The organism is bacterium (genome assembly GCA_026416715.1).
Taxonomy (GTDB): domain Bacteria; phylum UBP4; class UBA4092; order JAOAEQ01; family JAOAEQ01; genus JAOAEQ01.
The window spans coordinates 29,020-53,179 of the sequence record JAOAEQ010000013.1 but is presented as its reverse complement, the minus strand read 5'-3'; the positions used below and the strand labels follow the sequence as shown (position 1 = coordinate 53,179).

General features: G+C 40.5%; 18 protein-coding genes. 7 read left to right on the top strand and 11 right to left on the bottom strand.

Annotation, left to right across the window (positions count from 1 at the left end; genetic code table 11):
• The first annotated feature begins 124 nt into the window (after nucleotides 1-124).
• Complete coding sequence (locus N3A72_07035) at nucleotides 125-1,270, top strand: ABC transporter permease (GenBank protein ID MCX7919348.1); 1,146 nt, start codon at nucleotides 125-127, stop codon at nucleotides 1,268-1,270.
• A 121-nt stretch (nucleotides 1,271-1,391) separates the two neighbouring features.
• Nucleotides 1,392-2,519 carry an ABC transporter permease gene (locus N3A72_07030; GenBank protein MCX7919347.1) on the top strand — a complete coding sequence of 376 codons (1,128 nt, stop codon included), beginning with the start codon at nucleotides 1,392-1,394 and terminating at the stop codon, nucleotides 2,517-2,519.
• 86 nt (nucleotides 2,520-2,605) lie between these two features.
• Here N3A72_07030 and N3A72_07025 read toward each other — a convergent pair whose 3' ends face one another.
• The 7 genes from N3A72_07025 to rodA all read right to left on the bottom strand — a co-directional run bounded on the left by N3A72_07025 (nucleotide 2,606) and on the right by rodA (nucleotide 13,603).
• Entirely contained in the window at nucleotides 2,606-3,445 is an 840-nt protein-coding gene (locus N3A72_07025) for a carbohydrate ABC transporter permease (protein MCX7919346.1), read from the bottom strand.
• 48 nt (nucleotides 3,446-3,493) lie between these two features.
• Nucleotides 3,494-5,875, bottom strand: a complete 2,382-nt coding sequence (locus N3A72_07020) for an extracellular solute-binding protein (protein ID MCX7919345.1) — start codon at nucleotides 5,873-5,875, stop codon at nucleotides 3,494-3,496.
• Between the two features lie 29 nt (nucleotides 5,876-5,904).
• Nucleotides 5,905-6,783: a hypothetical protein gene (locus tag N3A72_07015; GenBank protein ID MCX7919344.1), complete on the bottom strand. Its 879-nt coding sequence runs from the start codon at nucleotides 6,781-6,783 to the stop codon at nucleotides 5,905-5,907.
• Between the two features lie 54 nt (nucleotides 6,784-6,837).
• Nucleotides 6,838-8,004 (bottom strand): glycosyltransferase family 9 protein, encoded by a 1,167-nt coding sequence (locus N3A72_07010; protein ID MCX7919343.1) that lies wholly within the window; start codon nucleotides 8,002-8,004, stop codon nucleotides 6,838-6,840.
• 112 nt (nucleotides 8,005-8,116) lie between these two features.
• Nucleotides 8,117-9,703 carry an Rne/Rng family ribonuclease gene (locus tag N3A72_07005; GenBank protein ID MCX7919342.1) on the bottom strand — a complete coding sequence of 529 codons (1,587 nt, stop codon included), beginning with the start codon at nucleotides 9,701-9,703 and terminating at the stop codon, nucleotides 8,117-8,119.
• Between the two features lie 60 nt (nucleotides 9,704-9,763).
• Complete coding sequence (locus tag N3A72_07000; protein MCX7919341.1) at nucleotides 9,764-12,415, bottom strand: TIGR03960 family B12-binding radical SAM protein; 2,652 nt, start codon at nucleotides 12,413-12,415, stop codon at nucleotides 9,764-9,766.
• Nucleotides 12,416-12,517: 102 nt separating this feature from the next.
• On the bottom strand, nucleotides 12,518-13,603 hold the full coding sequence (rodA, locus tag N3A72_06995; GenBank protein MCX7919340.1) for a rod shape-determining protein RodA: 1,086 nt from the start codon (nucleotides 13,601-13,603) through the stop codon (nucleotides 12,518-12,520).
• A gap of 240 nt (nucleotides 13,604-13,843) precedes the next feature.
• Here rodA and N3A72_06990 point away from each other — a divergent pair, with 240 nt between their 5' ends.
• Nucleotides 13,844-14,614 (top strand): type III pantothenate kinase, encoded by a 771-nt coding sequence (locus N3A72_06990; protein MCX7919339.1) that lies wholly within the window; start codon nucleotides 13,844-13,846, stop codon nucleotides 14,612-14,614.
• 448 nt (nucleotides 14,615-15,062) lie between these two features.
• On the opposite strand, the gene N3A72_06985 is transcribed toward N3A72_06990, so the two are convergent.
• The 3 genes from N3A72_06985 to pdhA all read right to left on the bottom strand — a co-directional run bounded on the left by N3A72_06985 (nucleotide 15,063) and on the right by pdhA (nucleotide 18,374).
• A complete protein-coding gene (locus N3A72_06985) occupies nucleotides 15,063-16,250 on the bottom strand; it encodes a 2-oxo acid dehydrogenase subunit E2 (GenBank protein ID MCX7919338.1) in 1,188 nt (395 codons plus the stop codon).
• 121 nt (nucleotides 16,251-16,371) lie between these two features.
• Nucleotides 16,372-17,346, bottom strand: a complete 975-nt coding sequence (locus tag N3A72_06980; protein ID MCX7919337.1) for a pyruvate dehydrogenase complex E1 component subunit beta — start codon at nucleotides 17,344-17,346, stop codon at nucleotides 16,372-16,374.
• Between the two features lie 53 nt (nucleotides 17,347-17,399).
• Nucleotides 17,400-18,374 carry a pyruvate dehydrogenase (acetyl-transferring) E1 component subunit alpha gene (pdhA, locus tag N3A72_06975; GenBank protein ID MCX7919336.1) on the bottom strand — a complete coding sequence of 325 codons (975 nt, stop codon included), beginning with the start codon at nucleotides 18,372-18,374 and terminating at the stop codon, nucleotides 17,400-17,402.
• A gap of 207 nt (nucleotides 18,375-18,581) precedes the next feature.
• Here pdhA and nadC point away from each other — a divergent pair, with 207 nt between their 5' ends.
• The 4 genes from nadC (at nucleotide 18,582) to uppP (ending at nucleotide 21,700) form a co-directional block, all read left to right on the top strand.
• The gene (gene nadC, locus N3A72_06970) at nucleotides 18,582-19,454 is read left to right on the top strand and encodes a carboxylating nicotinate-nucleotide diphosphorylase (protein ID MCX7919335.1); all 873 of its coding nucleotides are present in this window, start codon (nucleotides 18,582-18,584) and stop codon (nucleotides 19,452-19,454) included.
• Nucleotides 19,455-19,516: 62 nt separating this feature from the next.
• Nucleotides 19,517-20,308 (top strand): biotin--[acetyl-CoA-carboxylase] ligase, encoded by a 792-nt coding sequence (locus N3A72_06965; GenBank protein MCX7919334.1) that lies wholly within the window; start codon nucleotides 19,517-19,519, stop codon nucleotides 20,306-20,308.
• A gap of 114 nt (nucleotides 20,309-20,422) precedes the next feature.
• Complete coding sequence (locus N3A72_06960) at nucleotides 20,423-20,743, top strand: septum formation initiator family protein (protein MCX7919333.1); 321 nt, start codon at nucleotides 20,423-20,425, stop codon at nucleotides 20,741-20,743.
• Nucleotides 20,744-20,890: 147 nt separating this feature from the next.
• Entirely contained in the window at nucleotides 20,891-21,700 is an 810-nt protein-coding gene (gene uppP / locus N3A72_06955; GenBank protein MCX7919332.1) for an undecaprenyl-diphosphatase UppP, read from the top strand.
• Between the two features lie 246 nt (nucleotides 21,701-21,946).
• Here the strand turns inward: uppP and N3A72_06950 are convergent, their stop codons facing one another.
• Nucleotides 21,947-23,800: an HD domain-containing protein gene (locus tag N3A72_06950; GenBank protein MCX7919331.1), complete on the bottom strand. Its 1,854-nt coding sequence runs from the start codon at nucleotides 23,798-23,800 to the stop codon at nucleotides 21,947-21,949.
• Between the last annotated feature and the right edge of the window lie 360 nt (nucleotides 23,801-24,160).

The following is a 24,160-nucleotide window of genomic DNA, read 5'->3' as shown; positions in this document are numbered from 1 at the left end:
GCCTCCAATTGAAGATAGGGTTAAATTTAAGCTGAATTAGATAGAATAAAGCAAATAGAGTTATAAGTCTAAATCGGAACCGTAGAGAATAATATAATCTACCTAGGTTTTAATCCGAACTATTATGATGACAAGTCAACCGAGAACAATAACCATTGCGAAAAAAGAATTTATCCATATTTGGCGTGACCCGTTCTCGTTATTTATCGTAATTATGCTGCCAGTAATTATGTTGTTTCTCTATGGATATGGAATATCGTATGATGTAAAAAATATTGTTACGGCAGTGTATGACCTTGATAAAAGTCAAGCAAGCCGAGAGCTTTTAACTAGTCTGGAAAAATCTGGGTATTTTCGTTTGAAATATAACCTTATCCATCCGACGGAAATTAACGATTTGCTTGATCGTGGAAAAGTTAATCTCGTGCTCTGGTTTCCGCCGGATTTTGAGAAAAAGTTAAAATCAGATAAACCTGCAATACTCTACGCAATATGTGACGGTTCTGATTCTAATACCGCAATTATTACCTTAAGTTATCTCAATGCAATCGTCCAAACGTATTCGAATCGTCTGATGCTTAAACGAATTCCAACACAAGCGCGATCGATAATCGCAGGGTTACCACCGATAGAAGATCGGTTACGCGTTTGGTATAATCCAGAATTACGTAGCATTAATTTTCTCGTTCCGGGTTTGATTGCGATTATTATGACGATGTCAAGTGCGCTACTTACAGCATTATCGGTTGTGCGTGAACGTGAACGTGGAACCATTGAACAACTTATGGTAAGTCCATTAAAACCACGAGAGTTAATTATCGGGAAACTTTTACCGTATATTGTCATTGCTTTTTTTGACGTTCTGCTAACTCTGGTTTTAGCGCGGTTCTGGTTTGAAGTTCCAATTTATGGAAGTATCACCTTACTACTTATCCTTTCGATGGTTTTTCTCATAACTTCATTAGCGGTCGGATTGCTCATTTCCGCTACTGCGTCAAACCAAGCCGCTGCTATGCTAACTGCATTATTATTGACTATGTTACCGACATTTTTATTATCCGGATTTGCATTTCCGATAGAAACTATGCCGAAGTTTATTCAGCCGATAACCTATCTGGTTCCAGCGCGATATTATCTGGTTATTGTTCGCGGGATTTTCTTGAAAGGAATAGGCCTAAGTGTATTATGGAAAGAAACGATTATTTTAATCTTATTTGCGTTCGTCTTATTATCCATCGCTGCTAAGCGGTTTAAGAAAAAACTGGATTAAATACATTCAATTAGACAAATGATATTCTGGTTACATAAAAGCGATAGTGCCGATTTAACGCTCTAAGAACCATCTGGCTTTGATGGATTATTTTGAAAACGGAAAATTAATTAACATAGTTATGAATCGAATCCTCCACATTGTTCGTAAAGAATTCATCCAATTATTTCGGGATAAAAAATCCTTACCGCCGATTTTTATTGCACCCATCTTCCAACTTATCGTGTTCGGTTATGTTATTACTACTGATATTAAACATATCTCAATGGTAGTCTGCGATTTAGATAATACCCCTGTCAGCCGACAAGTGGTCGATTCGTTTACCCACGCAGGGTATTTTACCATTAAATATCGGGTTACCAGCCCACAGCAAATCGATGCATATCTCGATTCTGGAAAAGCGAAAGTAGCAGTTCATATTCCGCATCGTTTTATGGAGAAATTAACTAACTATGAAACAGTTCCGATTCAAATTCTCATCGACGGTTCCGATTCGAATACCGCTAATATTGCTATTGGATATATCAATGGAATTATGCGGACACAAAATCAACAGTTTATCGCAGAACGATTTATCAAGAAAGGAATCCGACTAACTCAACTTGCTGCGATTGATTGCCGAACGCGTGTCTGGTATAACGAAGATTTAGCAAGTCGGAATTATATGGTTCCAGGAATACTCTGCCTTATTTTAACGATTATTACGGTTTCTTTGACTTCGGGAGCAATTGTTAAAGAGCGAGAACAAGGGACACTTGAACAATTGATAGTAACCCCGCTTAAATCCTATGAACTAATGTTGGGGAAACTGATTCCATTCATTATCATCGGGTTTATTGAAGTATTTTTTATCCTTTCAATAGCATTATTTTGGTTTGAGATTCCGCTACGAGGAAATCTCTTCGTGCTGTTAATATTGACCGTAGTATTTCTTTTAAATACGCTCGGGTTAGGGTTGTTAATTTCTACCGTGAGTAAAACACAACAGCAAGCGATGATGCTTTCATTCTTTTCAACGAATACTGCGTTAATGTTATCTGGTTTCGTTTTTCCGATTGCCTCTATGCCTACTTTAATTCAATATTTGACCTATCTAATTCCGTTACGGTACTTTTTAATTATCATCCGTGGAATTTTCTTAAAAGGAATCGGACTTGCCGAACTATGGAATCAAGTTATTCCGCTCATGCTTATTGGTAGCATATTATTTACCGTTGCTATCCTTCGATTCCATAAACGGCTAGAGTAAGTATAACCCCAAAATTTGCATTGGGTTCAAGTTAAAGACTAAACCCCGATTCTATTTTGGATATCAGCTGATGAAGGTAAGCTACTTTATCCTTTAATACCGGTTAAGGTTATTCCTTGAATAAAATGTTTTTGTGCGAAAAAGAAGAGAAGGATGACCGGAAGTGTCATCATTGTCGATGCTGCCATAAGTTTGCTCCATTCAGCGCCGTGGAGATTAAAAAAAGATTGAAGTCCAAGAGAAAGTGTCATTAAATCTTTATCATGAATATAAATCAATGGATTTAAAAAATCGTTCCACGCACCCATAAATTGGAAGATAACTACTGTGGCAATTGCTGGACGGATTAACGGGAGCATAATCCTAACAAAAATTGAGAAATACGAACAGCCATCAATTTTCGCCGCATCTTCTAAATCAGTCGGGATGGTTAAAAAGAATTGACGTAATAAGAAGATAAAAAACGCATTGCCTAAAAATGCTGGTACCCAAAGTGGTTTTAAGGTGTTAACCCACCCAAGTTTAGTAAAAATCAAAAATATCGGAATCATGGTAACTTGCGCAGGTAACATCATAGTGCTTAAGAGAACAAGAAACGTTGCATCACGACCTGGCCAGCGGAGTCGCGCAAAAGAATAGGCGACTAAAGAACATGAAATAATTACTCCAATAATTGACATAATGGTTACATATATTGTATTCCACAGATATTTCAAAAAGGATATATAGGTTAATGCTTTATAATAATTACTCCATTGCACCGGATTCGGGACGAGCATGCGATAGATTGAACTGACATCTTCAATCTGTAAATCAGTTTTTAACGACGTTGCCAGCATCCACACGAATGGCAGCGCGAAAATTATTGCACCGATGATTAATACGGTATGCAAAATGATATGTTTAATTATCTCTTTCTGTTTCATAGGATTAAACAGATAAATCACCATCAGTTTTTCATTTGCATCGTTTTATTAGAACTTCCGTTCTAGCTCATAATGTACCCAGCGTGGGGCAAGTTTAATTTGGACAATAGTCAACCCAAGGATAATCAAAAATAAAATCCATGCCATTGCACAAGCATATCCCATTTTAAAATATTGAAATGCTTGGAAAAACAAATTTAATACATAAAATAATAATGAATCCGCTGGTCCACCCAATAAATATGCTTGCGTGAATATTTGAAAATATCCAATAATGCCCATAATCAGATTGAAGAAAATATACGGGGTTAACATCGGAATGGTGATATGCCAGAATCGTTGCCACCAATTGCTGCCGTCAATTTCTGCTGCTTCATAGAGTTGTTCCGGGATACCTTTCAATCCCGCTAGCCAAATTATCATTCCCCCACCTGCACCCCAGAGAAGCATGATAATTAATGCAGGTTTCGTCCATAGAGGGTCACCAATCCAATTCGGTCCGGTAATTCCAATATAAGAAAGAAGGACATTCATTATTCCGGTCTGCGGATTTAAAAACCAACGCCATAAGATAGTACTTGCTACTACCGGAACAATCGCTGGAAGATAGAAAATAGTCCGATATAGTGTCATGCCGCGAACGTTAGTGTTTAAGAGCATCGCAATAGATAAACTGAGGAGCATCGAAAGTGGTACCCCAAAAATTGCCATATAAACGGTATTCCAGATACTTTTCCAGAAGAGTGGGTCATTCACTGTAAAAACTTTAGTATAGGTAGCTGATTCACTACTTGTCTCAACTTTGAACCATAACAGATTGAGGTAGTTATCGAATCCGACCCATTTTGCTGGATGGAGTACGTCGTATTCGCAAAAACTAAATATGATACTTGCAACTATCGGTCCGATAGTAAAAATCAAAAATCCCAAGAGCCATGGAGAAGCGAATAATAACCCAGTAAACGCTTCTTGTCTTCCAATAGCATTTCGAGGAAGCGCAATAAGGAAACGAATTATTAAATACAAAAATACCATTCCTACTAAAAGAAAGACGATCGTTAAAGTAATCGGAACATTCAGAAGTTTATATGGTTTCTTTTTAAATATTTTATCTAATTCTTTTTGAACATTTTTAGTTCCAAAATCTAATGCTTCCTTTGGAGTCCGAATGTGATAGCTTGCGTCATCGAATGCACGAACATGTTCGTCCCAAAGTAATTGACCGACTGGAGTAACAGGTCGAAATCGACTAACTTCAAGTAAATCGAGAAATGTTTTTATTGCTGATTGATAATTCGGGTCATCGGGAAGAAAGGTAGAAAACAGCACTTGATTGACTTGTTTATTTGCAGACATTCGTGGAATATAAAATGGTTTACCATGCTTTCGGTTAAACTCTTGCTGAATTTTACCTCCGTAAATATTGCCCTCGATTGAGTTCATCCATTTTGCGAATTGCCAAGCGAGTTCCGGATGTTTTGCACTGACTGGTATTGCAAGTGAAAATCCACCAGACCAGGTGATAATTGGTTTACCTTTCGGTGAAGGTGGCGGAGCAACTCCAAAATTCAAGTTCGGTGCATACCGAGCTATCCCATCTAAACACCAGTCGCCATCAATTTTCATTGCAACTTTGCCAATATTAAACGCATCCGTTATCTGTCCTTGAAAACCAGCTTCGAAACCGCTAACGACTTTCGCTCGACCGCCAAGCATATCATAAACTTTAACCATCCATTCTAACGCTTCAACAATTCTTTGGTCATTTAGCGTACAGATTTTTCCATCCGGACTCATAAACTCGCCACCATTTTGCCATCCGTAGAGATATAACCAAGAATTGCCAAAATTCGGAATAAACCCCATACGAATCGGTTTGCCATTCTCGAATTTAGTTAGTTTTTTTGCATATACTTCCAATTCATCCCAATCTTTAGGTGGGCGATTAGGGTCAAGTCCAACTTCACGGAATAAATCTTTGTTGTAATATAAAGCGCGTGCGTCAGTGTTATAGGGTAGGGCATACACGTGTCCTTGATATATCGTTTCTTGCCAGCAAGCGGGATAATATTCATTCGGGTTAACAGAATCACGCGCGATTAAATCATCTAGGGCAAGAAAAGCATCACGGGCTGCCCAGCTGCCAACCGCAAATCTATCTTGCCAAATCAAGTCTGGCGGTGTCCCGCCGGCGATAGCGGTCATCAATTTCTGCGGATCCATTCCACCACGACCGCCCGGAACTCCCATAACAACTTCAACATTTGGATGGAGTTTTTCGAAATATTTCGCTTGCGCATGGACGCCTACCCAGGATTCATCTTCCGGAAATCCCCAGATAACCAACCGCGTTTTATCCTGTGCGAAAGAAAATAGTGTTAGCGATAGTATCAGCAATAGGGTTAAATACAACAAATTAGTTTTTTGCATTGTATCCACCGGAAACAATGAGCTTACCCCTAACCTTGAAACTGGGCAAATTCATCTTTGAGAACAAATTGACTTGCCGGTATCGTTCCATACTCGCGCCAAAAACTTTCAACCACACGAAATACTGATTCCAATTTGGTGCACGCAATCGGATTTCCCTCTGGTCGGATCGCATGTCGATATTGGATTTCCAATTTTGTCGTATTCTGTTCAATTTGCGCTAACAGCATGGATATGGCTTGGAGAATATCGATCGGTTCACTACCTACGATAATACAGGGAACCGCAAGTTGACGAATTAACTTTTCATAAATTTTAAATCCTGATATTGCCGCAGGTTCACCGGGCAGAAACATACCATCTACACCATCGTTGAGTTGATGATAAACAACTGGAACAATCGCCGAAGTAATATATAATTCAGCCAAGAGATGGATATTGGTTAATTGTTGATGTTTTGCGGTCAAAATAGTTGCGGCAATCAAGGCGGCTAATGGTTCATATCCCGCAGCAATTACATAGAATTCGCAGTCTTTATTTTCCCGGGCTAGTTTAATTATTTCAGGTGGTGAGGCGATTATCTTAACCGAGATACCGTCGGTTTTCAATGTGCTAATGATTTCAGTTCCGACTTCTGTTTGACTAAAATCATAGAGGAGAACTATATGAGATTTAGGCTGGGTGTGGAACAACGGTTGAAGTTCAGCAATTTTCTTTCGGATTATGGATTCAGGAAACAAGTTGTATGGATTAATAATAGTTATCTGTTGCGGCAGTTGGACTTGGAGCTTTTGCATCAAGTCATGTTCAGCAATTGGGTTGAAGTTGAGAATCCGCACTGGCCGAACAATTCGCTGGTTAATTTCGTTTAGAATAATCTGTTTGAAATAGTGATGCGAGTATAACAAAAGCTACTTAACCTCCAGTGCTAACATATCCCATAAATTGGGTACCACTCTCGGCTAAAGCCGAGACGAAGACAACCGCATTTTCGTTTTTCGAGTCTTCTTCCTATTAAGTTTGTCCACTACTTTTTCAACAGCACGAAATACCGTTTTCGCTTCAAGCCGATCCATACAGCTGATCAATTGATTGCATTTTTGTCGATAGCAAGGCGCACAATCCGCCCGAGCAATAACCGGTTCGCCACGACCATAGAATTCTATTTCCTGCGCTACCGTTGGTCCGAACAATGCAACCACATGTTTCTTCAACGCGATTGCTAAATGCATTGCTAGAGAGTCAGCAGTGATAACGATATCGCATAGGTTAATCAGTCCGCTAAAATCCGTTAAACTATTATCGGTGCCAGTATCAATAAGCGGAACTCTACTGTTTTTCAAGATTTCCTGATTTCGTCCGATTTCTTCCGGTCCCCCAAGGAGAAGGAGTTTAACCTTTGGTTGATATTTTTTATAAATCAATTCCGCAAGCTTTATGAATCCCGAAATCGTCCATTTTTTCGTTGCGAACACTGAACCAGCGCCAGTGTTTAATCCGACGATTAAATCCGTCGGAGCGAATTTCCATTGTTTAGCTTTTTCTTTAGCTTTTTGCCAGGATGATTCTGCCAGCTGAAATACATATTCTTCTTTATGGTACGGTAACCCAACCATTTCATAGAGAATTTCCGGATAGGTTTTTCGATTCAACCGAAATTTCAATTCATCATTCACCCCAAGTTCAAACGCATATTCGCTGCGAGTATCAAATGGGAATATTGTTCCAAACTGATTTAATCCAAAACCAATTTTATCCTGCGCATTAACCAGCATTGCTAATCCCGTTGCCCGAACTTCCTTATCCAAACAAATCAAAATATCAAATCGTTCAACGAGTAAACGAGTTAATGTTTCCGCTCCGTTATACCTCAACAGGCGGTCAAGTTCGGGAATATTGTTCAATAGTTCTGCTGCACCGGGATCGGTTAACCAGGTTATGAACGAACGAGGATACTTCTTTTTTAATCCGGTCAGAAGGGGGGTCGTGCGCAGGACATCTCCAATAGCAGCAAGTTTAATGATCAGAATCCGTTCACTTACCGGGGCGTAATGAGAACATCCTTGACAAACAACTTTAAACTTACATGGTTTTTCACCAACAAAATATCGACAGTCAAAATGATACATAGTAAAATTTAGTAATACTAATTATTCCGAAATTCGAATATCAGAATTCCGAACATAAGTATTGCCTTTTTGAAACAAACCGTCAGATTTTGAATGTTCTCACTTATTCAGATTATTCACTATCAAGTAGTTCAATATTATATTTTTCAAAATGTAACTTTTCATCCGGATGAATGACAATATTCTTCCGATACGTTTTGCGTAACTGCTGCACTACTTCATTCATTTCTGTAGTTAAATTACTTGCAATGGTTGGGTGTACTCGAATTGTTATATTTGGTTTACTGGTAAACATACAGAGTTTTCTTAACTCTTGTAAAACTTTAATTGCCATCGTTGTTTCCGATAAAATCACGCCATCACCATTACAATACGGGCATGGCTGAGTTAACGTTTTGCCAATACTCTGACGAACACGACGTCGTGTCATTTCTACCAGACCGAGTTCAGTTAATTCGAGGACGTTAATTCGCTCACGATCTTTACTCAAATATTCAGTAAAAGTTTTAAATACCCGCTCCTGATTTTCTTTTTTTTGCATATCAATAAAATCAATTACAATCAATCCACCGAGTGCCCGAGCACGAATTTGATTTGCAATTTCTTTCGCTGCTTCCATATTAGTTTTAAACACCGTCGCTTCCAAATCTTTCCCACCGCTAAATTTGCCGGTATTGACATCAATAGCTACCAGTGCTTCCGCTTCATCAATGCAAATATATCCACCACTTTTCAACCACACTTTTCGATGCAGTAAACTATCAATTTGTGATTCAATTCCATACGCATCGAATAATAACTCTCTGCCTTCATACAGTTTAATCCGATTCCGCAGCTCCGGTGAAATTACTTCAATTAAGTCGGTTATCCGGTGAAATTCTTCTTCTGAATCGATGATAAGTTCGGCGGTATCATCGGTAAAAGAATCGCGGACTACCCGATAGATAATTCCTAAATCCTGATGGATTAACGATGGCGCTGCCATTCGTTCACTGTGGAGTTTAATACGATTCCACAAATTCATCAGCATTTGTAAATCGCGTTCAAAATCGGTTTCTCGTTTGCCTTCTCCAGCGGTTCGAACAATAACTCCCATCGCTGGCGGAGCGATTTTTTTAATCAATTCTTTCAATCGGTTCCGTTCTTCTTCAGATTGGATACGTCGCGATACCCCGATATGTTGAATAGTCGGCATTAAAACAATATACCGTCCTGGCAGGGTTATATGGGTAGTTGCCCGTGGTCCTTTTCTCCCGATCGGTTCTTTAGAAATCTGAATTAATAACTCCTGATTTTTTCGGACTAAATCGTCTATGGTTACCGGAGCGGATATTCGTCGTCTTTTTTTCTTATCTTCCGAAATATACGGTCGAGTATGTTCTTCGTCTAATTCAAGAATTCGTTCGTATTCCTCTTGGTCATAAAAAATATCTGAGACGTATAAAAACGCATTTTTACCGAAACCGATATCTAGAAACGCCGCTTGCATACCAGGGAGAACACTAGTTACTTTCGCTTTATATATATTTCCAACGATTCCGCGTTCAGCAGCACGTTCGATAAACAATTCCGCTAACGTTGCCCCTTCCAATAACGCAACTCGGGTCTCGTATGGTGCGATAGTAATTAAAATCCGTTTTTTCTGGTCGGAGATAATTCGCAAACCTGCTTTTAATTTAGCGGTATTTTTTCGTCCCATAATGTTATATTATAACAGAATTCGTAGCGATTATTCGATAACTCGGAGTATACTCACCTGTTATTCAATCAATTGCATAGTTTTACGGAAACGTAATACGAGTTCTTCACCGACCCGGTCAAGTGGAATGAATTGATTGTTGTGTGTATAAAACAATCCGGTTCGTTCGATATAGAGTTGTTTAATCCGTTCGTCAGATAAATCAAGTAGAATTGATATAATGTCTGTTGGTCGAGCGGTTTTTTGATTGCAGATATTAATCGTTAGGTTGATGCCTATCGGAGAGTTATTCGGCACACCAATCGAATCTGCAGCGGATAGATTCGTCTGGTCAAACACATCAAGTGTAGCGATATACGGCCGGATATTCATCGGAGTTACTTTATTCGGGTGAACCTTTTGCACAATAATTTCCTTTTGAGATAATACTCGTTTAATTCGATCAGTTAGTTGCATTCGAGTTATCTCGCGAGGAAGATTCGTTATTCGATACGAAGCTGAAGTGATAATCGATGACAACGCTGGTGCATTAAACGGGACAAGCCAGCAATCAAGCAGAGTTATTCCTGCTGGGATAACTGCACTCAACCGGGTTAGAAATGTTTCCGGCGAAAGATAGCAAGTTAGTTCACATTCTAAATATTCCGCAACGCTTGTATATCCTAGTGGTAACGCATTAGCAAAACTCAATCGCGGTTGCGGATTGAATCCTTGGGAGTAGGCAATCGGTAATTTCGCACGAAGCATTGCACTGATAAATGTTTTCATCAGATCGAGATGTGATATAAATCTGACCGGATCACCTTTCGAAAATTTGAGTCTAATTTTCCATCGGTCGATTTCAGATACGTTCTTTTTGCTATCAGCTATGGTTGTAGCTGGCGGTTGCAGCAAAATAGACTCGGTTCTATTCAGCGGTGATTGAGCGTGTCTGCAGGTGAATTTTAACCCTGATTCTGTTATTCCGCAGCGATTACACGGTTCGGTTCGGCAATCAGGGGTTAGATCCATATTTAAAGATTTTATATATTCCTGTCTTAAAAATGTTTTTGATACTCCAGTATCAATGTTTTCCCAGGGTAATAGTTCATCTAGTTTCCAAGTTCGAAGCGCATAATCATCCGGATTTAGGGTACATTCGTTAAACGCATCTATCCATGTGGTAAACGCAAATTGATCCGACCAGCTATCGAATTTACAACCTTTTTTCCAAGCAGTATAAATAACTCGCCCGAGGTTTCGGTCACCACGAGCGAATACTGCTTCTAGATAACTCTGTTTAACGTCATGCCATTTCAATTCGATTCGCGAATGATTAAGTTGACTATCAATCCAACGGATGCGCTGGTCTAACGTCTCCATTGGAAGTTGAGCGAGCCATTGGAATGGCGTATGTGGTTTTGGAATAAACGATGCAAGTGCTACGTTTACCTTAGCATGTTTTCCTGGTGCGGATTTAGCGAGGTTCCCGATGTGGTTGACTAAATTAATTAATTGGATTATATCTTGGTCTGTTTCAGTCGGTAATCCGATGATAAAGTATAGTTTCACCAGCTGCCAGCCGGTAGCAAACACTTGTTTAATTGTATTCAGGCATTCTGCATCTGAAATCGGTTTATTGATAACATTACGCAATCGTTCCGAACCCGCTTCTATAGCAAACGTGAATCCGGTTTTCCGAATTTTCTGAATCTGCCGGGCGAGTTCAACCGAGAAGGTATCAATGCGTAGCGAAGGTAATGATAACGAAATTTTTTGTGGTTCTAATTTAGTAATCAGTTGGTGGATTAGTTCTTGAATATTAGAGTAATCGGTAGCACTTAATGAAAGCAAAGATAATTCAGTATATCCCGTATGGTTCAATGTTTCTTCAGCTAATCGAAGAATCGTTGGAATCGAGCGTTCCTGTCGCGGACGAGTCGTATATCCGGTTTGACAGAAACGGCATCCGCGCGTACAGCCCCGTTGGATTTCAATCGTCGCCCGGTCATGTACCGTTTCAATATACGGAACAATTTGCTGAGTAGGATAATATGCATGTTCTAAATCTACCAACCGCCGTCTGATCAATTTCGATTTTGAATTTATTTTGGGAACATAGATTCCTTCAATATCAGCTAATGTTTCTAATAAGGTTTCGCGAGTTTGTTTTGTAATTTTATTAGTTCTATAACAATGAATAAGGTCGACGATAACTTCTTCTCCGTCTCCGATAACAAACGCGTCAATAAAATCACTCATCGGCTCAGGATTATAACAGCAAGGTCCGCCAGCGATGATGAGCGGATGCTCTCGCGTTCGGTCTTTTGCAAAAATCGGGATTCCAGCTAAATCGAGCATATTGAGAACGTTGGTATAGGTTAACTCGTGCTGGAGCGAAAACCCGATGATATCAAACTGATTTATCGGGGTTAACGATTCAAGTGAATATAACGGAATATTATGTTTTCGTAGTTCAGTTTCCATATCTGGCCAAGGAGCGAACACCCGTTCAGCGAGCCATTCCGTCTGTTGATTGATAATCCCGTAGAGAATTTTCAACCCTAAATGAGACATCGCAATATCATAGATATCCGGAAACGCTAAAGCGACTTTTACTTCCGCCTTTTTGAAATCTTTATGGATTGCATTATATTCGTTTCCGAGATATCGCGCTGGTTTGGTTACTAATGGAAGGATGGTATTGTACAGTATGGTTTGAATTGAATTCATATGGTTAAAAGCCAATCGAAATATTCCGTCCTGTCTTCGGAGATTCTTTCCGTCTTGACGAGGATGACGTTATGTGCTGATTATCTATTTAGCATTCGCACGTTATACACTGCGCTTATGGATGTTCATTGCTAATCCGACTGCGGTAGCAAACGTGAGCAATGCGGTACCGCCGTAACTGATAAACGGCAGCGGTAATCCGGTAACCGGCATAATTCCTATTGTCATCCCGATATTGATAAAGATATGTGCTGTAAGCAAGGTAGCTAATCCGGCGATGGCTAACATACCCTGTTTATCTTCAATGAGCTTTATCCAGGAAAAGAGACGATACAATAATAGACCATACAGAATAATTAACACGATTGCACCGCAGAACCCGAATTCTTCAGCGAAAGCAGAAAAAATAAAATCCGTATGATGTTCTGGGATGAACTCTAGTTGGGTTTGGGTTCCCTGAAGCCACCCTTTACCGAAAAGACCGCCGGAACCGATAGCAATTTTTGATTGAATGATATTATATCCTGCACCGAGCGGGTCGCTTTCCGGGTCAAGAAATACTAACAGTCTTTTTTTCTGATATTCTTTCAAGGTCATATATAAGAAAGGAGATGCTAGAATTCCGATACCGATTATTGATACCAGATGTTTAATTCTAGCGCCGGCTAAAAATAACATGACAAATAATATCGGGACTAACACCATTGCGGTTCCTAAATCAGGTTGTTTGACAATCAAGCCCATCGGTATTCCGACGATGATTAATGCGCCGATGATAAATTTGACCTGTTTAATATTTTCGCCGATTGTTGACAGGTAACTCCCGAGCGCAAAAATAATGATTATTTTCGATAATTCCGAAGGTTGAAATTTTAGCCCTAAAATGTTCAACCAACGAACCGCACCCATCGCTCGGTGACCAGTAATGAAAACAGCTAATAACAGAAGGATATTAAGCAAATAGAAATACCAAGCATACCGATAGAAAAAGTTATAATCTATCCCGGTGATTATAATTAACCATAACACTGCCAAAATTACCCATAGGAGTTGTTTGTTAAAATACGTATATGGCGATTTTAAGGTATGCGTTGTGCTATAAATCATCGCTAATCCGATACAGACTAAGAGCGCAACGATAATCACCGTTGGATAATCAATATGTTCAGCGAATTGTTGTTTCCACATAGACTAACTTTTCTTCGAAAAGAATTTTAAAACCTGAAATCCGAATGCCAAATAAAAGCAATTGACTTCAACTGCTAGAAAGTGATATGAGCCATTTCGGCGATACCGTTTGATATTGTTACTAATATTATACCAAAATAAGCTGAATATCCGTTTTTTTGTTCTATACCTGAAAACTAATCATTGGTCTGTGCTTTACTTTACAAAATTCAGCATAACAGTCTAAACTATTTAGTATCTATGACCATTGTATTCGATATTGGAAATAGTGAAATTGATATAGCATTATTCTCGACACCAACGAGTGCGCCAAAACATTTTTGTTCATTTCAGATTGGAACAGTCAATCTAGAACGGGCGGTATTATCTTGGTTAAATCGAAAAAGAATACATGTTTCCCGGATAGAATCAGCGGTGATTGGGTCAGTGGTTCCGAAAGAAACAAAGCGGATTGTGCGATTCTGTCAAAAGATAGTTAATCAGAAACCGTTTATTGCGATTTCTGCAAAGAATACCATTATCCCGATTAAATATTATCCGCCGGATAGTATCGGAGTTGACCGAGTTGCGAACGCTGTCGGAGCGATTGAGTATTATAAAAAACTACCAATAATAATTGTTGATTTAGGCACCGCAACTACGTTTACGGTTGTTTCCGAGAAAGGCGAAATAATCGGCGGAGCGATTACAATCGGATTACGGACTGCTATCGAATCACTGCATCAGGAAACTGCGCAATTACCGTTGATAGCGTTGCGCACGAAAACAGCTACCGCATTACCCGTGATTGGGAATACGACGATTACGAACCTGCAATCTGGGTTTTATTATGGATTTAACGAACTGATTGACGGAATGGTTAACCGAATGAAAAAAGAGTTATCACAACTACCGCTTGTAATTGCTACAGGTGGCTTAGCGTCGTTAATCGCTCCAGCGTCAAGAACTATCCAAAAAGTTGACCCGCTGCTTACCTTAAAAGGGCTTTATACAATATTCCACAAACAATAGTTCATTTTGAACGTAACTGAAGTGTTGCATGATAGACAGTGAATAATCGAGCGCTTCTGAACGACAAACCAATAGCAGAGCTTTTGCAGGCCACCAAGAAGCGTTAGGAGACAAGTTAGTCTGACGGTTGTTAGCCTCTGTTCGGGACGGCTGAATGAAAAGAATCTTTTCACCGCTGAGACCGTAGAGAGCGCAGAGGTTCTTCTTGGTTATAAACGAAATCAATTTTTTCTCCACGACCTCAGCGTTCTCTGCGGTGAGTAAAGTTTCGTTGCGGCGGAGCATAGGCGACCCAGCCTTGAATGGCTGGGCTAGTATCAATCATCCCTTCGGCGTTAACAAAAGCTATTTGGTATCCCCGTCAGCTATAAATAGCTGGGGTAGAATCACCCATCATTTCGGAATTGACCAAACACTATTGCTAATTTTTGCAATAGAAAATGATTTTTTAAGAAAACACTTTCGTCGGTTGTTCGAGCCGTTGTTTTAGGTCTTTCAAGAAAATTGCAGCTCGCGCTCCGTCGATAACTCGATGGTCGCAGGATAAGGTAACTGCCATAATCTGACGAATGACGATTTGGCCATCTTTAACTACCGGTTTCGCTTGGATTGTTCCGACAGCGAGAATTGCGGATTCCGGCGGCGGAACAATTGCAATAAAATGCGATACCGGAAACATTCCGAGGTTTGAGATGGTGAATGTACTACCAGAATATTCTGTCGGGTGGATAGTTCTCGTTTTTGCCTTTTGAATCAATTCTTTCGTTTCTTTCGCAATTTGGAGCAACGGTTTTTTATCCGCATCTTTTATAACTGGAACAATCAATCCATCATCTAACGCCACGGCAATCCCGACATTAATATGGTTATACGTCCGAATGTTTCCATTGGCATAGCTAACATTAATTTCTGGATGCTGTTCTAATGTTTTCGCTACCGCTTTAACCAAAATATCGGTAATGGTAACTTTTTCCTGCGGAGTTATTTCCGCCATCGCTCGCTTGGTTTTCAGCACTTCGTCCATTTCGATTTCAACGGTTACATAAAATTGCGGAACTGGCGATTTACTTTCAACCATTTTCCGTGCGAGTGCTTTCCACATCGGGCTTAATTCTTGTTCCGTATAATCAATTGCCGGTTGTGCTCGATGTTCCGCAAGATATTGTTTAACATCTTTCTCCGTTATTCTCCCGTCCGGTCCAGTGCCGGTAACTAGCGTTAAATCAAGTCCAGCTTCTTCCGCTAGCCGTTTCGCTAGTGGTGACGCAATGATTTTTCCTGAGCGTCCTTGACCTTGTTCCGCTTCGGTCTTTGCCGGTTCTCTAACCGGTTCCGATACAATCGGTTTCGATTCAGGCTGTTGTTCCGCTTCATGGAGAATCGCAGAAATATCTTCATCAGCTTTTCCGATAATTGCAATCAATTTACCAACCGGCGCTTTCCCTTCTTCCGGAACCAGGATTTTCCGCAGGATTCCGTTAGCGAACGATTGCAGTTCAACGATTGCTTTATCCGTTTCAATTTCCGCAAGAATATCGCCAGAACTAACCACATCACCTTCTTTTTTATGCCATTGGACGATAACCCCTTCTTCCATCGTATCGCTTAATTTCGGCATCACAACTTTATTAGCCATAGAACTTACTCCGTAAGGAAATTCTAATGATAAACCCTAATATTAAATAAATCAGCCAATCAGTTCAAGAATTAAGTGATTGATTTATTTGGATTTTGCATTTTGGATGTTAGATTTAGTTTTATCTTAAAACCGTTTTAATGCTATTTATTATTTTATCGACGTTAGGTAACACCGCTTGTTCAAGGTTTTTCGCATATGGCATCGGGACATCGAGGCTGGTAACCCGTTCAATCGGTGCATCAAGATATCCGAACGCTTGTTGTGATATCTGATATGCGATTTCTGCGCCGACTCCCGCAAATGGCCAACCTTCTTCAACAATGACTACTCGGCTAGTTTTTTTCACTGAGGTAACGAGCGTTTCGCTATCCAGCGGTCGTAATGTTCTCGGGTCGATAACCTCAACGGATATTCCTTCCGATTCAAGCTGTTCCGCAGCGCGCAATGCTAACAAAACCATTTTCGACCAAGCGATTAAGGTTATATCTTTCCCTTCACGTTTAATTTCCGCTTGACCGAGCGGAATCAGATATTCTCCATCCGGGACTTCGCCTTTAGTTCCATAGAGCAATTCCGCTTCAATGCAAATGACCGGATTATCATCGCGAATAGCCGATTTGAGCAATCCTTTAGCATCTTTTGGCGTTGCTGGCATAACAACTTTCAGTCCCGGGGTATGACAGAAAAACGATTCGATACTTTGCGAATGTTGTGCTGCTAATTGATGCGCTGCGCCGCCCGGACCGCGGAAAACTATCGGGACTTTCAGTTGTCCGCCTGACATATACGTAATTTTCGCTGCATGGTTGATAATCTGGTCAAGAGCGAGAATCGCAAAATTGAACGTCATCATTTCAATGATTGGGCGTAATCCGATTAACGCAGCACCGATACCAACCCCTGCAAACGCTGGTTCGGTTATCGGCGTATCAATGACACGGTTAGGACCAAATTCTTCAAGTAATCCTTTAGAAACCTTATACGCCCCTTGATAGAATCCGACTTCTTCTCCCATAAGAAATACCATTGGGTCACGCCGCATTTCTTCTCGCATCGCTTGATTTAATGCTTCTCGGTAAGTAATTTCTGGCATAACGTTACCTAAAGAACGATAGAATTGTTAAACATTACTTCGTTTTTACCTTATCAGATGTAGACATCTGTTGCTACCGATTCTATCGGTGGAAACGGACTGTGTTCCGCAAATTCGACTGCTTCTTCAACTTGCTGGGCTACCTGCTGTTCGATTTGTTCTATTTTCGCTTGATTCAGAATGTTCTGTTCAACTAACCGGTTCTGGAATGAAACAATCGGGTCGAGTTTCTTTTGTTCTTCAAGTTCTTCTTTCGTTCGGTAATGGCCATGCGCTGGGTCGGACATCGAATGTCCCATAAACCGGAACGTTTTCATTTCGATAAACGATGGTAACTGTTTCGTTCTAGCGAGTTCAACTGCTTGCAGAACATGCTCGCGCACTTCTAATACGTTCATACCGTCAATATGTTCTCTCCGCATTTCATACGCACACGCTTTCTGGGCAATATTGTAGATAGACGATGCGCGTTCAACCGGAGTTCCCATACCGTATCGGTTATTTTCGCAGATATAGACAATCGGCAGTTTCCAGAGTTCAGCGAGGTTCAGCGATTCGTGGAATACTCCTGCGTTCACTGCGCCTTCTCCGAAGAAACAGAGCACAACTTGGTCTTTCTTCAGATATTTAATGGCAAACGCTACTCCCGTTGCTATCGGCAGATGCCCAGCAACAATCGCATATCCGCCGAGCATATTATGTTCGATATCGAACAGATGCATCGACCCGCCTTTCCCTTTGCAGAGACCAGTATATTTCCCGAATAGTTCCGCCATGACCAGTTTCGGGTCGGAACCTTTTGCTAAGGCATGACCGTGATCGCGATATGCGGTTAGAATATAATCATCCGGTCGGATTGCACTCATTGCGCCGACGGCAATCGCTTCCTGTCCGATATAGAGATGACAGAATCCGGTGATTTTCTGCAGCGTATACATTTCAGCGCATTTCTCTTCAAACCGGCGGATTAACAACATCTGCTCGTATAGGTGGATTAATTGCTCTGGTGACAAAGTGGTTGAATTCATAATTCCTGAAATTTTCACTCGATGAAAATAACTGTTACCTCCGTCTTCTTAAAAGAACGGTAGTTTATTACCGCTTTGCTTTTAGAAAGCTTACTTTCGAATTTAATAGCAGCCAGCTTCTATGGCTAAAAGCGCAAGCAAGCTTGTGCAGTTCCCATGGTTTTCCCTTTACACCGTTCTAATTCCGCTGTAAACTATTATATCATTATGGAATGTAATATACCACATTTTTCTGAATTTAATCAATCGGTTAACCAAAAAGAAGTTAAACGATTAATTGCCGCAGCGCTTAGCGAAGATATTGGTTCCGGCGATATAACCACATCAAGCATTGTTTCTGATACTACCCTTTGCACCGCACAATTAGTTGCGAAATCAGCAGGTATCATTGCCGGGTTACCGTTGCTACCGTTGATTTTAGGGCAGAAAGCGACTTATACGTTTTATGTCAACGACGGAGCGAAACTGAAGCCGGGCTCGGTCATTGCTGAAATTGAATCGCCCGCGAACCTACTCCTTTCTCGAGAACGCGTTCTTTTGAATTTCATCCAGCGGTTATCTGGAATTGCTACGCTAACCCGGAGATATGTTGATGCGGTTAACCCGTATCCGGTGAAAATATTAGATACCCGGAAAACGACCCCGTTATTGCGATCGCTCGAGAAATATGCGGTTCGCGTCGGAGGCGGATATAATCATCGGTTTGGACTCTACGATCAAATTCTGATTAAAGATAATCATATCGCTATTGCCGGAAGTATTACCGAAGCGGTTGCTCGAGTTCGGAAATCGGTTAAGAAAAAAAACTTCTTGATTGAAGTTGAGACCAAGAATCTGAAAGAGGTTCAAGAAGCGATGAAGGCAAGAGTTGATATCATTATGCTGGATAATATGCCGATTCCGAAGATTAAAGAAGCGGTTAACCTGATTCGCGAACAGGCGTTAATTGAAGTTTCCGGCGGTGTAACCTTAAAAACCGTTCGTGCGATTGCTAAAACCGGCGTTGATATGATATCCGTAGGTGCGTTAACCCATTCTTCGCCTGCGCTCGATATTTCGTTAGAAATCCAATCAAATTGATTCCGCAGATTAATGAACATATATTCCAGCGATTAAAAGCATAACGCCGGGTAATCGTGTATATGACAACAGCACAAGAATTTGCCGATGCTCTAACAACCAAGATATTCGGTTGTCGGATTCATTATTATGCAACCGTCGGGTCAACGAACGATATTGCGCTGGAGTTAGCGAAATCGAATGCGCCGGAAGGAACGCTGGTTCTCGCTGAAGAGCAGACGCAGGGTCGGGGTCGAAACCATCGGAACTGGTTTTCGCCGAAAAAGAAATCACTGTTATTCTCGCTTATCCTTCGCCCAGATTGGGAACCGAACCACGCTGCGCGATTAACTGCAATTGCAGCGATTGCGGTAGCAGAAGCGATTCGGAAGTCTACCGGTTTACCTGCATCAATCAAGTGGCCAAACGATATCCGCATCCATGGCAAGAAAGTTGCGGGGATTCTGACCGAATTAGAAATCGTACAGGCGCGAATTCAATTTGCGATTGTCGGTATTGGCGTTAATATCTCGATTGCCAAGGAAGAGTTTCCGGAAGAGTTACGGAACCGGTCAACTTCGTTGCAGATTGAACTCGGAAAAGAGAAATCTATCTCTCGTGCCATGGTGCTGGCTGAGATACTACGATATTTTGAAAAACATTATGTGCATTGTTTAAACGAAGGAACCCGAACTGCAATGCTGGAATGGAAACGGCTTTCGGATATACTCGGGAAACTGGTTCAGGTAGAAGGGTTGAACCAGAAAACGACCGGATATGTTGCGGATATCGATTTAGATGGCAGTTTGATACTTCGGTCGAGTAGTGGCGTCGTGCGGAAAATTGTCAGTGGCGAAATAACGTTACTGGAGTAACCAGAGAAAATCAAACCATGATTATTCGCTTAGTTATTCCATTCTATCGTTTTTCAGTTCTTCTGGAAATACCATTTGACATTTGCCGCAATGTAGTATTAAATTATCGCTTATATGAAGCACGACAACGATACTTCAATCCAACCGCATACGTTTAAGCCGCGATTATTTTTTTGGCTTGCGGTATTAGCGATTCCGCTTGCGGTATTATTCCGTGCATATCTTGAACTACGGTCGTATAACCAACAATTGGAATCTGAACAGCAGAAACAACAACAGTTGTCTAAGGAAATTGAAGAAAAGAAATGGTTAAAAAAGCAGTGGGAACAAGGCGATCCGTTCCTGATTGAAAAAGAAGCGAGGGAAGAACTGAATTTCGTAAAACCTGGCGAAGTGGTATATAAGCTATCGACAACAACTACTGCGCAAAAGTAGATGTTGCAATGTCAAATATCCAAATCCCAATGCTAAATGAATCCTACAACACCTAATGTCAAAAATTATTCTAGCATTTGAAATGTGAGTTTAGCAGGTTATGTGACATTTGCGTTTTGAGATTTGACATTAGGTTTTTTTATTATTATGAGCATGTTCCAAGCTATCGTTCTCGGGCTGGTTCAAGGACTAACCGAATTCTTGCCGATTAGCAGTTCTGCGCATTTAGTTTTAGTACCCTATTTTATGCGTTGGGGAGAACCGGATGTGATATTCGATGTTGGCGTTCATTTAGGAACGCTGGTTGCGGTGGTGAGCTATTTCTGGAAAGATATCATTAAACTGGGGATAATGTTTATCCGAAGTTTAAGCAATCCGAATTTTCGCTCAGAACCGGATGCCCGGTTAGCTTGGATAATTATTGTGGCTACGATTCCTGCCGGATTGCTTGGATACTTATTCGAATCGAAGTTTGAATTGCTGTTTGCGAAACCGCATCTGGTAGGGTGGTTCTTGCTCGTTACCGCGATACTATTAATCGTGAGCGAATATGTTAATAACCGATTGATTATGCCAGTGCAGGAAGTAACGTTATTGCGTGGAGTGATTATCGGGTTCGCGCAAGCGCTAGCGATTGCGCCGGGTATCTCCAGATCAGGCGCAACCATAGCGGTCGGTATGTTAACTGGACTCAATCGGGCGACCGCGGCGCGATTCTCGTTTCTGCTCTCAGTTCCGATAATTCTCGGTGCCGGATTGGTTCAATTGAACGATTTACTCCACATGCAGGTTAGCTGGGATTATCTGCTGATTCTTGCTATCGGATTTATCACCGCTGGGTTCAGCGGATATCTCGCGATAAAATACTTCTTGCGCTATGTTCAGAAAAATAGCCTTTCCATCTTCGCCATCTATTGCATCCTAATCTGGTTAGTTGTATTAATCTTCGGAAAGTGAAATGAAATCTTTACCACTGTGACCCAGAGAAAAACAGAGATAATTATTTGTTAGCAACCGGTTGGTGCACGATTTGTTTCGCTAATTCGAATGATAACCGAGTTAATCCTTCTTCAATTTGATTATAGCGTTTAGCCAACGTAAAATCGTCGACATCTCCCGAGAAATTGCTATTTTCTAAAATGACCGTAAAGCACTTTCAATCGGCGAATTGCTCGTTCATTTTGGTTTCAGTTCCATTTATCATTATTCCACTTGTTCGCGAAGGAGTTCAATAAATTTGGGGACGATATTGGGGTCAAAGTGGATCCCAGCTTGTTCGTTCAGATACGCAATAACTATTTCTTCTGGCAAAGCAGGACGATATGGACGATCTGACCGTAGTGCATCCCAGACGTCAATTATGGCAAATATCCGTGCGGCAAGAGGGATAGATTCTCCTTTCAGTCCGCGTGGATATCCGGTTCCGTTCCATTTCTCATGGTGACAATATGGAATATCCAGTGCCGGGCGGAGATATACAATAGGATAGAGCCATTCATAAGCATAGACCGGATGTTTTTTCATGATCGCCCATTCTTCATCATTCAACTTGTCCGGTTTGTGTAAGATAGCGTCCGGAACGCCCAATTTCCCAATATCGTGTAACAGAGCGCCACGCCGAATATGCACTATTTCCGAATCGGGAACCCCGATTTTTCGCGCAAGCCGTTCAGTAATTTCGGTAACCCGGAGTGTATGTCCTTCGGTTTCTTTATCCCGTAAGTCCATCGCTTTTGACCATCCTTCGATTGTAGCATCGTATGCTACTACCAATTCGATATTTGACTTTTGTAGGTCATCAAACAACTTCGCATTATCAATCGCGATTGCTGCTTGACTAGCTAACATTTCAAGAAAATTAAGCCAATCTTGCTCGGGATTGAGTGGCTCGCGATGGAATAATTCTAATACGCCATTCACCTTTCCTTTAGCAATTAACGGAACTGCATAATAGCTGATAAATTTTTCATCTTGAAATTTTGTTGCTTGCGCAAATTCGCCAGGTGTTTCCTGCAGATTTTCAATGTTAATTATTTTCCGTTCGAATGCCGCACGACCCGCATATCCTTCTCCGATTCTAAGTTTTGTACGTTGCAAAACCTGTGGCTGGTTAAATCCGCGAGCTACAATAAAATTCAGGGTTTGACTATACGGATTCAACAAGAGAATCGAACTAGCATCAACACCGAGTTGACTTGTTACCTGGTCAAGCACTACTTCCAAAGTAAGCCGCAAATCTAGACTCGCCGTAATCGCTAAATCTATATTACGTAAAGCAGTAAGTTGCTTTATGTGCCGTTTAATTTTTTCTTCTGCTTGTTTGCGTTCGGTGATATCTAAAACCATTCCAGAAATGATATGGTCAATCAAGGTTGCGCTTACTAACAGTGTTTTGGTTTTCCCAGTTTTGGTAAGTACTTCGTGTTCGAAATCGGTTACCGACCGATTTTTCTGTAGTTCAGCGAGTAACCGGATGCGGTCATTTGGATTTTTATATCGGTCGCGAACGCTGGTGCCAATTAATTCCTGTGCCGAGTTAAACTCAAATATTTTTGCTAACGCAGGATTCGCATAAATAAATGTGCCATCAAGTTCAGTTTGAAATATTCCAGTTAGTGCGGTTTCAACCAAATTGCGGTATTTTTGTTCAGCGAATTGTAATTCCACTTGTGTTTTTTTATGGTCAGATATTTCTTCCGTGAGTTGCTCGGTTCGCTCGCTTAATACTTGAAGCAGTTTAATACGGGTTTCTTTGAGTTTAGTGAATAAATACGCTATGCCAAGAAATAAAACCAGCCAAATTCCAGCATTCAAAACCAAAATTTTTTGGCGATATACTGTTCCATAGGAATATTCTGCTGTCAACCAAATGATAGTGCTTAGTATTGAAATAGCAACACCTGCCCAAAGGTTTAAAAACCACGCAGCGAGTCCAATCGGAATAAAATACAAGGGTAGAAGCCAAATCTCTTGTCCGGTGAGATAATCAAGGTACCCGATAAGCCCAAGTAAGGTAAAATTTATATAAAACCATTTTGTTTTCGATTTGCGAAACATTGCGAACAACAAAATGATAAAATATAATTAGGGAAACGATTACAAAATATTTTAACATATTTTGATAAGATATTTTAAAAAAATTCGCTTTTGCAAATTATAAAAGTAATATTAAATTTTGGGATAAAAAAATATACGCCTGTTTTGGTTTTTACCCAACTAATGACCTAATACAAAGACAAGTCAATATAACTACAAAAACGAAACAGTAAATAGATATATTAAATTTTAAATTAAAGTTACAATTCACCCCTTGACAAACTAACTACTTATATAGTATATTATATATAGCATAATAAATTTATATGGTATAATTATGAGTGGTGTGATAACGGAGAAGTATGAGAATTGAACAGTTCA